Below are 11,999 nucleotides of genomic sequence, written 5' to 3' on the forward strand. Positions count from 1 at the left end.
TTAGCTGTCTTATTTAGGAATTGATTATGAAAGCTGTATCACGTGTTCACATTACGCCGCATATGCATTGGGATCGTGAGTGGTATTTCACCACCGAGGAGTCACGCATCCTGCTGATCAACAACATGGAAGAGATCCTGACCCGGCTGGAAACCGATCCCGAGTACCGCTTCTATGTGCTGGATGGGCAAACGGCGGTGCTGGAAGACTACTTCGCCATCAAGCCAGAAAATCACGAGCGGGTGAAAGCGTTGGTGCAGGCTGGCAAGCTGATCGTCGGCCCGTGGTATACCCAAACCGATACCATGGTGGTGTCAGGGGAATCGATCGTTCGCAACCTGATGTATGGCATGCGCGACTGCCTCTCCTTTGGCGAACCGATGAAGATCGGCTATCTGCCGGACTCTTTCAGCATGTCTTCGCAGTTACCGCATATTTTCAACGGGTTCGGTATCACGCGCGCCATGTTCTGGCGCGGCTGCTCCGAGCGTCACGGCACCGACAAGACCGAGTTCCTGTGGCAAAGCAACGACGGCAGCGAAGTTGCGGCACAGGTGCTGCCGCTCGGTTACGCCATTGGTAAATACCTGCCAGAAGATGAAGCCGGTCTGCGTAAACGGCTGGACAGCTATTTCACTGTGCTGGAAAACGCTTCGGTTACCAAGGACATCCTGTTGCCGAACGGCCACGATCAGATGCCGCTGCAACAGAATATCTTCCAGGTGATGGCCAAACTGCGCGAGATTTACCCGCAGCGCGAGTTTGTCATGAGCCGGTTTGAAGAGGTCTTTGAGCGGATCGAGGCCAGTCGTGAACGTTTGGCGACGCTGAAGGGGGAATTTAACGACGGTAAATACATGCGCGTGCACCGCACTATCTCGTCTACCCGCATGGATATCAAGATCGCCCACGCCGAGATCGAGAATAAGATCGTCAATATCCTCGAGCCGTTGGCGGCGATCGCCTGGTCGCTGGGTTTTGAATACCATCACGGCCTGCTGGAGAAAATGTGGAAAGAGATCCTGAAAAACCACGCCCACGACAGCATCGGTTGTTGCTGTAGCGACAAGGTACATCAGGAGATCATGACGCGCTTTATTCTGGCGGACGACATGGCGGAAAACCTGGTGCGCTTCTATATGCGCAAGATCGTCGACAATATGCCGGTACAGCACGCAGATGCCGACAAACTGACGTTCTTCAACCTGCTGCCTTACTCGCGTGAAGAGATGATCAATACCACCATTCGTATTCGTGCCCAGCAGTTCTCGCTGGTGGACGAACAGGGCCAGCCGGTGGAGTATTTTATCCGCGCCGCGCGGGAGATCGATCCTGGGCTGGTGGATCGCCAGATTGTGCATTACGGCAACTACGATCCCTTTATGGAGTACGACATTCAACTCTGTCAGCCATTGCCCGCGATGGGATATTGCACCTTGCATATTCATGCCAATCAGGCAGGCCAGCAACGCCAAGCTGCGTCGCAACCGGCAGAACTGTTGGAAAACGAGTATTACCGCATTGCCCTGAATGCCAACGGTACGTTGGATATTACCGATAAACAAAGCGGCTATCTCTATCAGCAGGTGCTGCAACTGGAGGATGGCTCCGACGATGGCGATGAGTATGACTATTCGCCTTCCCGTGAAGAGTGGTTGATCTATTCCACGCAAAGCGCAGTGGCTACCTCAATCAAACATGAGGCTTGGCAGAGTATCGCCACACTGGAACTGCGTATGGCATTGCCAGCCAACCTGCAACAGCGGGCGGAGCGCCGTAGTGACGGTTATCTGGATGTGCAGTGCCAAGTAACGTTAGCCCACAACAGCCGCCGGATCGATATTGAGATGTGGCTGGATAACCAGGCCGACGATCACCGCGTACGGGTGTTGATCCCAACGCCGTTCGCCAGTGAAAGCGTGCTGGCGGATAACCAGTTTGGCTGCATTACTCGTCCGGTGGACGATCCGGCCATGGCAGTTTGGCAGCAAGAGGGCTGGAAAGAGGCGCCGATCCCGGTGTGGCAACTGATGAATTTTGCCGCCCTGCATGACGATCTGCATGGGTTGGCGTTGTTTACCGAGGGGCTGCGCGAGTTCGAGATTGTTGGTGAGCGCCGCGATACCTTTGCCCTGACGCTGTTCCGTTCGGTAGGCGTGTTGGGTAAAGAAGAATTGCTGTTGCGGCCGGGTCGCCCATCCGGTATCAAGCTGCCAACGCCAGATTCCCAGATGCGTGGCAAATTGCATTGCCGGTTCAGCCTGTTCGGTTTTGCAGGAGATCCACATCAGGCGGGCGTGATGCAGCAGGCGCGGGCGTACGTCACACCGGTGCGCTGTTACAACAAAATCCCGTTTGATGCGATGAAGCTCAATCTGGCAGCCTTCCGCACGCCGCTGCACTTTAGCCTGCTTTCGATGCCTGAGTCAGGCCCGGTGCTGAGTGTGTTGAAGAAGGCTGAGGATGCCGATGCTTTGATTATCCGCGTGTATAACCCCTCAGAGCAGGTGTCGATCGGTGGGGCACTAACGTTGGCGGCTCCAGCGCAGGAATGGCTGGAAACCGGGATGGATGAACAACCGTTGCCACAGCAAGGCATAGTAGAAGGGGATTTCACTACCTTGGCTCCTTGCCAGTCGAAAACCTTCCGTTTTATCCGATAAGTACAGGTCAGAGGCGTGGGTTGCCACGCCTCTGAACACAGCTATAAATCGAATTGGCGTGCCAGTTGGTCGATAGCGGCACGCTGGAACTGGTTGAAAGCCTCGCGAGGTTGCTGTTGCTGAATAAATTCCAGCATTGGGTCCTGCACCTCGGTGCGTATGCCGCTCAACTCTTCCATTACCGCCAGGCCGCAGAACGGCACATAGGCTTCGGCATAACCCCCTTCATGCACCATCACCAGCTTGCCACCACAGAGCCTGTCAGCAGCGCTTTGCACCTGAGCGGTCATAGCGCGGAAACTGTCGCTGTGTAACTGCATCCGCGCCAGTGGATCGATGGCGTTGGCATCGTAACCGCAGGCGATGATGATCATCTCTGGCTTGAACTGCTCCAGTGCCGGAATGACGATTTGCTGCATGGCGTATTGATAGCCGTCGTCACCGGCCCCGGCCAGCAGCGGAATATTGATGTTGTAACCCGCTCCGGCTCCCTCACCGCGATCTTGTTCACCGGCGTAGCCCGCCGGGAAACAGCCGTCTTGATGCAACGAGATGGTCAGCACGTCGTCGCGCTGCCAGTAGATGTGCTGGGTACCGTTGCCGTGGTGCACGTCCCAGTCGATCACTGCCACCTTGCCTAGCCCGAAGCGGTCTTTGGCGCGTTCGATGGCAATGGGAATATTAGCCAGGAAGCAGAACCCCATCGATTGATCCGGCAGGCAGTGATGGCCCGGCGGGCGTGAGAGGGAATAGGCGTTGTCCAGTTCGCCCTTCAGCACCGCCTCGACCGCAGCGCAGGCCAGCCCGGCGGAGAGTTTGGCAATCTCATAGCTGCCTGGCCCCAAAGGTGCCTCTTCCCCCAACATGCCGCCGCCGTTATCACTCAGCTGTTTGAAACGCTGCAGGTAATGTGCCGGATGGATACGCAGTAAATCTTTCTCATCGGCCAGCTCGGCGCTCAGCAGCTTGAGCTGACGCGACAGGCCGGAAACGTCCATCAGGTTTTTCATCCGCCGCTTGGTTTCCGGCGACTCGGCATGCCCGGCTCCAGATGGCGGTTGCACCCAGCCGCCCACCGGCAGCGTGGTGGCATGTAAGCCGGTGCTATGCCAGAAACAGCGTTCATCGAAGAAAAAGCCGGTTGTTCTTTTCACCTTATGACTCCTGTTAAACGGCGCGGCGCGCGCGGTGAAGCCAGCGAGATCAGCAGCAGTGACAGCAGCGCACAGCTCAATGCGCCGATCAGCAATGCGTTGATCCCGCCGGAAGATTCGATCAGATAACCTGCCAACGTAGGGCCAATGGCCATGCCGCCGCCAATCACCAGATTGATGCTGTTCATCAGCTTGCCGTTGTTATCCAGCACCGAAACGCGCGCCAGAATAAAGGGCAGCACAAAGGTCCAGGTAAACTTGAACATCACGGCGGCGAGGGTGAAACGAATGAGTAGCGGGTTGCGGCTCAGCAGCAGGACGCTGGCAATCAGCAGGCCGTAGCCGATCCACAACAACGGCTTGTGGCTGCGTCTTGCGCCAACCAGTGCCGCCCCGCCAGCGCCGATGATGCCAAACAGGGTGGCGGCGGCCAGCACCTGCCCGCTGTGCACCGGTGAAAGGCCCGCGGCTTCGGCGATAGTGCCGATAAAAGTCCAGACCGCACTCAAGCTGATGTAAAAGGCTAATACCGCCAGCACGGCAAACAGTTTGTAGATGGGGGGGCTTGGAGGCATCTGACTGGCCGCGCTGTAGCTATGGCGGAAGCCGCTGGGGAACGCGCTCAGCAACGGCAGGCAACACAGCATGATCGCCGCCAGGATCAGGTAAACCGCCATCAGGCCGAAATGAGCAAACAGCGGGGGCAATGCCAGCAAGCCGAACACGCCTAGCAGCAGTTGGCCCTGCACCCAAAAGGCATAGACTCGACTGGGGTTGGCGGTACCTGCCGCACAAGAAATGCAGAGGATCATCAGCGTGCCACCGGCCAGTGAAGCGATAAATCGCAAGACCAATAGCAGGCTGAAATCAGTGGCCATGGCCGAGGCCAGATTACCGATCAGGAACACCACCGCCGCCAGCGTGGCGATCTTGCGCCAGTTGATCCGGCTGATCCACCACCAGGCTGGCAGCGTGGCGATGCTCATGGCTCCCAGTTCGGTGGAAAACAGATGGCCGATCTGGCCAGGCGTGAGGTGCCACTGGCTAGCTAACTGGGCAGCGACGGCGGGAGCGGTCATCAGGATCCCTGGCGCGATGGCGGCAAACACGATAATCGCCGTTAACAGCCTGGGTGGGCAGGGGAGCAAGGCCCCGGCAGAAGGCACAGAAACTGCATCACTGGACATCGTCGTTATCCTTGAGTTTCGTCAATCGTTACCCTCCACGCTTTTTAAGCATGGGGAGGCCGCGCCAGCATTGGCGGATGGTTGATTGTTGCTGCTTTAGTCAGGATCAGCCGTAGGCAATAAAACCGCTGGAGACCAGTTCGGTGCGGTTGACCACGGCGGTTTTGGCAAAGATGTTGCGCATATGGGTTTTCACCGTCGATAGAGAGATACCGAGCTTTAAGGCGATACGCTTATTACTGGCCCCTTCACGCACCATATTGACGATCTCCTGCTCTTTGGCGGTGAGCAACTGGGCTTCACTGTCTGGCAGCAGATCGCGGGTGGCCAACTCGATCAGCGGCAGCACCGCACGTAAGCGGCTGCGCTCCAATTCGGTGAACGGCGTATCGCGGATCAGAGAAACCCCGGCAATAATCCGCTTACGCTGGCGGATAAAAATCTCCGTCATGTCACGCATGCGATTGGGCAGCATAAAGTCGTGATAATAGTGGCGGTTATTGGCGATCGCCGCTGGTGTCATGTTCACCATCTGGATGTCTTGTTGGTGGAAGTTGGCCGGTTTTAACGGGTCCAGCTGTTGAAAATGATCCAGATATTGCTGATGGGTATCATCGCTAATGCCATGAAGAATGTAGTGTTCTGGCCGCAGGTCCGGGTCCACCAGATAAAAAACCCCGGCTGAAACTGGGATCAGATGCGCAATGGTATTCAGACAGCTCGAGATAAAAGCGTCGTTACGCATGAAGGATGATGTGGTTGTCAAAATGCATTTTCCTCCGTTGATCGCTCAGTCCCCTGAAGGGCGCCTGCAAAGGTATCTGGACAATATGTGAACGATACAAGCATAGGTGTAGCAAATATGCAACACAATGAAAACATATTAACAACGTGAGCCGGATTGCAATAAAATACATTAATAACAACATCCCTATGCTGAGTGGCGGGGTATCCAACAGGTGGTGAGTAGCAGTTTCATTAACACATTAATGAAAGGGGCCGAGCGGTTACTACTGAATTTAAAGTAATTTCTCGTTGATAGCGTTTTTGCCCAGTAACTCAACTCTCCCATTAACTCCTCTGCCTCTCTCGTCCTTAAGGACGATAGCCAGCCTTTTGTTTTCCTTCCTATAGTGAGATTACCGCCCTTGGCGGCTACAACACCGGGTAAAAACCACTATAAGAGGAAATAACCATGAACCTGTCGTCGCGGCTCAGTGCCCAGCTAGAACGGGGCAAGGTCGGGTTCCCCACCACGTTAGCCAGTTCGGTTGGGGTGATCATGGCCAGCCCGGTGATCCTCACCGTTACCAGCGGTTTTGGTATCGGCGGTGACACCTTCGCGCTGGCGATGCTGATCGCCTTTGTCATGATGCAAGCCCAGCTCACCACCTTCTCCGAAGCGGCGGCGATCCTGCCCACCACCGGCTCGGTGTATGACTATATCTCCTGTGGCATGGGGCGTTTTTTTGCCATTACCGGCACCCTGTCTGCCTACCTGATCGTGCATATCTTTGCTGGCACCGCCGAAACCATTCTTTCCGGCATCATGGCGCTGGTGAACTTTGAACATCTCAACACCCTGATGGAGAGCAACAACAGCTCGTGGATGATCGGCGTGGGCTTGGTGATCATTTTCGGCATTCTGAATGCGTTTGGCATCGAAGCCTTCGGTAAGGCTGAGGTCGTGCTGACGTTCTGCATGTGGAGCACCTTGATGATCTTTTCGATCGCCGGGTTGCTGTTACCGCATGCTGTACCGCTAGAAGGCTGGTTTGGCACCACGCTGGATGTCGGCGATCCCCTTGCGGTGTTCAGTCTGGTGGGTATGGCGATGTTTATGTTCGTCGGCTGCGAGTTGGTGACGCCGATGGCCCCGGAAATTAAGCACTCTCACCGTGTGATCCCGCGCGCCATGTCCCTTGGGCTGTGTGGCGTGGCGCTGTGTATGGCGTTATACGGTGCGGCACTGAGCCATCAAGTGGAAAACGTGGTGGTGGATGCGGCCAATAACGTGCATCTGCTGGATACGCCAATGGCTATCCCGGCATTTGCTGGCCAGATCATGGGTAACTTCGGTAAATACTGGCTGGGCGTCGGGCTGTTGTTGGCCGGGGCGGCCACCATTAACACCCTGATGGCGGCGGTGCCACGTATTATCTACGGCATGGTGCTGGATGGCGCTATGCCACGCATCTTCGCTTATCTGCACCCGCGTTTTAAAACTCCGGTAGTCGCGATTGCCGCCGCAGTATTAATCCCCTGTGTTCATGCTTTCGCTATTCAGGGCAATCTGGACCGCATCATGCCGATGGTGTTGGCCGCCGTCTGTGCCTGGGGTGTGGCTTATCTGCTAGTCACCTGTTCTGTGGTGATCCTGCGTATCCGCCGCCCGGATCTGCCACGCGCCTATAAATCGCCTTGGTTCCCGCTGCCGCAGATTGTCTCCAGTATCGGTATCGTGCTGGCGATTTTCTACATCACACCACCAGGCATGAACCCACGCGATGTCTACATCCCGTTTGGCATCATGATCGGCCTGACCTCCGCCTATGCGCTGTTCTGGACCCTGTGCGTGCAGAAGGTCAATCCGTTTAAACCGGTACCGGTAGAAGAGGTGCTGGAGAGCGCCTTCAACAAGGCAGAAGCTGCGGAGGTGGAATTTGATCGGCTTACTTCCCTCACTTAATCGTTATTGGCGGCGTGACCCTCCCGGTTATCAAGTGGGGACCACGCTCAACCGGTTGACGGCGAACTTGCAGCCTTACGCCTGTGAACGCGTTGCCGTTAATCAGTTACGGCTCACGCTGCCGCAAGGGCCAGTGATAGAGGTGGCCGAACAGGTGCAGTCGCTGTTTTTGGCGCACATCGTCACCCATCGTTTTCGCTTGCAGGGCAACGCACGTTTTACCGAACCGCTGGTGCTCAACATCATCACCGGTGGCTGGCTGCGCCGTAAAGGCGTGATTTATCGCACCAAGGCCAAACATGAGGGCGCTCGGCAGTTGATCGCCACGTTGCAGCAATACCCGCAAATCGGCGATACGTTGGCCAAGCTCGATTTCCGCCACGCCACGCTCACGATAACAGAAGGCCGCTGGCAGTTGGATATTGAGCATTTTGCCGCTTCCGAAGTGGTCAGCCGCTTGCCTGCCAGCCGCCGCTATCTGCGGTTGGAAGCCGAGCAGCGGCGCTTGCTGCTGAGCAGTTTCCTGATGGTCAGCCAGTTGATGGAGAAATGTGATGAGTAGAGTGGTGGTGATCACCGGCGGTGGTACAGGCATCGGTGCCGCCTGTGCCCGGTTGCTTACGAAGGAGGGCGACCAGGTCTTTATTGTTGGCCGCCGCCGCGAACCCTTGAACGCCTTGGCTTCAGAGATTGGGGCACATGCCGTAGTTGGGGACGCCGCCAACGGAGCCAGTTGGCAAACCGACATTCTGCCAGCGATTTTACAGCAGGCCGGACGTATCGACTGCCTGATCGCTAGCGCTGGTGGAATGGGGTTGGGCCGTATCACCGAAGTCACCGATGCCCAGTGGCAACAGGCGCTGGACAGTAACCTCAATAGCGCGTTTGCCAGCGCCCGGGCCTGTTTGCCGGAGCTGGTGAAAAGCGGTGGCAATCTACTGTTTGTCGCATCGATTGCCTCGTTGGCCGCCGGGCCTGAGGTGTGTGGCTATGTCACCGCTAAACATGCGCTGATCGGTCTGATGCGTTCCATCGCCCGTGATTATGGCCCACAGGGCGTGCGTGCTAACGCCGTTTGCCCCGGCTGGGTGACCACACCGATGGCAGATGAAGAGATGCAGCCGTTGATGGCGGCACATAACTTAACGCTCGAGCAGGCCTATCAACACGTCTGTCGCGACGTGCCGCTGCGCCGCCCGGCCAGTGCACAGGAGATCGCCCAAGTGTGTCGCTTTCTCTGCTCAACGCAGGCGTCAATTATTACCGGCGCGACGCTGGTGGCCGATGGCGGCTCCACCATTGTCGATGTGCCGACCTTAGCTTTCACTTCCCTGTAAGGAGATTGTCATGAGTTCAGAAGCAGTATTTATTCAGGTTGGCGCACTGGCGGAAGGTTTCGCTCCTCACAGCCATACGCTGGCACAGCAGGATTTGGCCGGTACCACGCTGGCATTCCATTTTGCCGAAGGTGAAACGGTACGGTGCCACTTTAACGACGATCAAACCCTGCTCTGGGGAGATCAACGAGTTGATTACCGGGCCACCAGCATCCGCCCGGGGATCCTGTTTATCGATTTCCTCGATCCGCAGCGGGCCAACGGCAGCATTACGCTGGTGTGCGATCGTCAGCAAGGCAACTTTACCGCCGTTTATGGTCAGTTGCCGGATGAGTCACAGACGCGGCTGGACGCCTTTAGCCGGGTGGAGCAGGGTTTGCCGCTCACTGCGGTGAATGCCGAATTCCGCTTTGGCCGCCTGGATAACAGCGATGCACCGTTGCCGCAGTTTACCGACGAGCTGATTGGAATGCGTAATATGTATACCTACAGCCCGACGGAGCGCTACGAGCATATTTATCTGAACAATAATTTCTACGCCTGGCAGTGTTTGGACGGGGTCGAGAAAGGGCTGGCGGATGTTGATCGCTGCCATTATGTCAAAGTGGCGGAGAAGCTGTACCTGTTCGTCTGGCGCGAAAAGATCATTCCGACGTTAGGCGTAGTGATGATCGATCTGCAAGAGATGCGCACCGATGGCAAGATCCTCGGCTATCAGGGCAGTGATTTCAGCAGCCTGAGCAACTTTGCCGTGGGCGCTCACGCGCAGATCCTTAACACCACGCATTATCCTAAGGCCTGAGCCGATGACGGCGATTTATGCCAGTGATGCGTTTGCCGGGCAGGTGGTGCTGGTGACCGGCGGTGCGCAGGGCATTGGGCTGGCGATCGTCAGCGCCTTTGCTCGTTTAGGGGCCAAGGTGGTGATGGCCGATCTACAACTGCAAAAGGCGCAGGAGGCGGCTGAAAGCCTGTGCCAGCAGGGTTGGCAAGTGCAGGCCGCAGCCTGTGATATGGCCGATGCAGGGCAGATCGCCGAGCTGGTAGAACAGACAGCGCAGCAGCATCAACGGCTGGACGTGGTGATCCACAACGCCGCTTATTTTCCGCTAAGGCCGTTTAACCAGATTGATGCCGAGCTGTTGCAACGCACCTTGAGCGTCAATTTGATGGCCCCTTTCTTTCTGGCGCAGGCGGCGTTGCCGTGGATGAAGCGCCAGGGGGGCGGACGTATTCTGGTGACCTCGTCGGTCACAGGACCAAGAGTTGCCTACCCAGGGTTGGCGCACTATGCGGCTTCCAAGGCGGGGGTTAACGGCTTTATTCGTGCCGCCGCATTGGAACTGGCATGTGACGGGATCACGGTGAACGGCGTGGAGCCGGGGATGATCCGCACGCCAGCGATGGCTAATCTGGGTGGGGAATCGCTGAATCAGGCAATTGCCGCTGCGGTACCGTTGGGTAGGTTGGGGGAGCCGGAGGATATCGCTGCCGCAATGGTCTTTTTGGCCTCACCGGCTGCGAGTTATATCACCGGCCAGACGCTGGTGGTGGATGGAGGTGCGCTATTGCCGGAAGCCCAACCTGTCATTAACTGAGGAACCCTCGAGGTGCAGATGGGGGCTGCGAGCAGCGCCCCTATTTATGAGCAACCACGTTGTTAGCCTGTTGATCCCCTAAGCGGATGAGCTCATCGAGCAACGTCATCAACTGATCCATCTTCTGCTTCGAGAATGCCGCTTCAATCTCCCCATAACCCTGTTCCACCTGGTGGCGTGCCAGTTCATACAGCTCCTGGCCCTGCTGCGTCAGGGACACGTACAGCTTGCGCTGATCGTTAACCGGCTTGAGGCGAAAGATCAGCTTATCCCGCTCCATGCGCGACAGGATGCCGGTCAGGCTGGGGCGCAGGATGCAGGTCTCTGCGGCTAACTCGTGAAACTCAATGGAACGGTTATCGGCCAATACGCGAATGATGCGCCATTGCTGTTCCGTCAGATTGTGGCTTTTCAGGATCGGGCGGAAGAACCCCATGGCGGTTTCACGCGCCTGCAACAGGGCGATGGTTAACGATTCATGCATGTCGATGGCCTTGGCTTAATTTTATTAACAACTTAATAGTAGCCAATTTTTGACCGGCGGAGAACGGCAAAACGCGATCCGTCACGTAAAAATCCTGCAATAAAGGTTAATTTGCTGATTAATAACGCTAATGTACATAATTTGTGAATATTTCGTTATCACGATCACAAATTAAATTAACAACGTTGCGTAAATGCTGAACAGCGTATAAAAGTATTCATTAACATATTAATGATTGGCGATCCGTAGAAGGAGTCTGCATGAAAGGCACCGTATTTTCCGTAGCACTTAACCACCGCAGCCAGCTTGATGCCTGGGATCAGGCGTTTCGCGCCGCCCCTTACCAAACGCCGCCCAAGACGCCGGTGTGGTTCATCAAACCGCGCAATACCTATCTTGCCAACGGTGGCAGCATTCCGTTCCCGGCCGGTGAAACCGTGCAAAGTGGCGCAACGCTGGCAGTAGTGATTGGTAGCATCGCCCGCAAGGTGGTAGCGGATAAGGTGGCTGATTATGTGGCCGGTTACGCCTTGGCAAATGACGTCAGCCTGCCGGAAACCAGCTTCTATCGCCCAGCAATCAAAGCTAAATGCCGCGACGGTTTCTGCCCGCTGGGAGAGGTTGCTCCACTGGCTAGCACCAGCAACCTGGAAATCATCACCGAAATCAATGGCGTGGAACAGGATCGTTGGTCAACGGCCGATCTGGTGCGTTCGGTGCCGGAACTGATTGCCGCCATCAGCGACTTTATTACCCTGCAACCGGGGGATGCGGTGCTGATTGGCACGCCACACCAGCGGGTTGAGATCAAGCCGGGTGACCAAGTGACGGTGCGGGCCTCTGGTTTGCCAACCCTTACCAACCACGTGACGCAGGCAGGAGAATAA

11 protein-coding genes are annotated in these 11,999 nt (G+C 56.3%); 7 read left to right on the forward strand and 4 right to left on the reverse strand.

The features are described 5' to 3' along the window. The first annotated feature begins 26 nt into the window (after nucleotides 1–26). Nucleotides 27–2,663 (forward strand): mannosylglycerate hydrolase, encoded by a 2,637-nt coding sequence (gene mngB / locus D9980_RS23865; RefSeq protein ID WP_121608631.1) that lies wholly within the window; start codon nucleotides 27–29, stop codon nucleotides 2,661–2,663. Nucleotides 2,664–2,704: 41 nt separating this feature from the next. On the opposite strand, the gene D9980_RS23870 is transcribed toward mngB, so the two are convergent. The 3 genes from D9980_RS23870 to D9980_RS23880 all read right to left on the reverse strand — a co-directional run bounded on the left by D9980_RS23870 (nucleotide 2,705) and on the right by D9980_RS23880 (nucleotide 5,770). Further along, nucleotides 2,705–3,817 carry a class II histone deacetylase gene (locus tag D9980_RS23870; protein WP_121608632.1) on the reverse strand — a complete coding sequence of 371 codons (1,113 nt, stop codon included), beginning with the start codon at nucleotides 3,815–3,817 and terminating at the stop codon, nucleotides 2,705–2,707. Continuing rightward, on the reverse strand, nucleotides 3,814–5,004 hold the full coding sequence (locus D9980_RS23875; RefSeq protein WP_121608633.1) for an MFS transporter: 1,191 nt from the start codon (nucleotides 5,002–5,004) through the stop codon (nucleotides 3,814–3,816). Before D9980_RS23875 ends, D9980_RS23870 begins: the two co-directional genes overlap by 4 nt. Before the next feature lie 106 nt (nucleotides 5,005–5,110). After that, nucleotides 5,111–5,770 (reverse strand): LuxR family transcriptional regulator, encoded by a 660-nt coding sequence (locus tag D9980_RS23880; RefSeq protein WP_121608634.1) that lies wholly within the window; start codon nucleotides 5,768–5,770, stop codon nucleotides 5,111–5,113. 429 nt (nucleotides 5,771–6,199) lie between these two features. Here D9980_RS23880 and D9980_RS23885 point away from each other — a divergent pair, with 429 nt between their 5' ends. Genes D9980_RS23885 through D9980_RS23905 form a run of 5 tightly spaced genes read left to right on the forward strand, consistent with a single transcriptional unit; the run spans nucleotide 6,200 to nucleotide 10,628 of the window. Next, entirely contained in the window at nucleotides 6,200–7,693 is a 1,494-nt protein-coding gene (locus D9980_RS23885) for an APC family permease (RefSeq protein WP_121608635.1), read from the forward strand. Further along, nucleotides 7,668–8,255: a DUF3156 family protein gene (locus tag D9980_RS23890; protein ID WP_121608636.1), complete on the forward strand. Its 588-nt coding sequence runs from the start codon at nucleotides 7,668–7,670 to the stop codon at nucleotides 8,253–8,255. The genes D9980_RS23885 and D9980_RS23890 overlap by 26 nt, the downstream gene beginning before the upstream one ends. Then, entirely contained in the window at nucleotides 8,248–9,030 is a 783-nt protein-coding gene (locus tag D9980_RS23895) for an SDR family NAD(P)-dependent oxidoreductase (protein ID WP_121608637.1), read from the forward strand. Before D9980_RS23890 ends, D9980_RS23895 begins: the two co-directional genes overlap by 8 nt. Nucleotides 9,031–9,040: 10 nt before the next feature. Next, nucleotides 9,041–9,832: a MoaF C-terminal domain-containing protein gene (locus tag D9980_RS23900; RefSeq protein WP_121608638.1), complete on the forward strand. Its 792-nt coding sequence runs from the start codon at nucleotides 9,041–9,043 to the stop codon at nucleotides 9,830–9,832. Between the two features lie 4 nt (nucleotides 9,833–9,836). Beyond that, nucleotides 9,837–10,628 carry an SDR family oxidoreductase gene (locus D9980_RS23905; protein WP_121608639.1) on the forward strand — a complete coding sequence of 264 codons (792 nt, stop codon included), beginning with the start codon at nucleotides 9,837–9,839 and terminating at the stop codon, nucleotides 10,626–10,628. A gap of 40 nt (nucleotides 10,629–10,668) precedes the next feature. On the opposite strand, the gene hpaR is transcribed toward D9980_RS23905, so the two are convergent. After that, a complete protein-coding gene (gene hpaR, locus D9980_RS23910; protein WP_021808000.1) occupies nucleotides 10,669–11,112 on the reverse strand; it encodes a homoprotocatechuate degradation operon regulator HpaR in 444 nt (147 codons plus the stop codon). 260 nt (nucleotides 11,113–11,372) lie between these two features. Here hpaR and D9980_RS23915 point away from each other — a divergent pair, with 260 nt between their 5' ends. Next, nucleotides 11,373–11,999, forward strand: coding sequence for a fumarylacetoacetate hydrolase family protein (locus D9980_RS23915; RefSeq protein WP_121608640.1), 627 nt, complete (start codon nucleotides 11,373–11,375; stop codon nucleotides 11,997–11,999).

The sequence above is a fragment of the Serratia sp. 3ACOL1 genome (genome assembly GCF_003668775.1).
Lineage (GTDB): Bacteria > Pseudomonadota > Gammaproteobacteria > Enterobacterales > Enterobacteriaceae > Chania > Chania fonticola.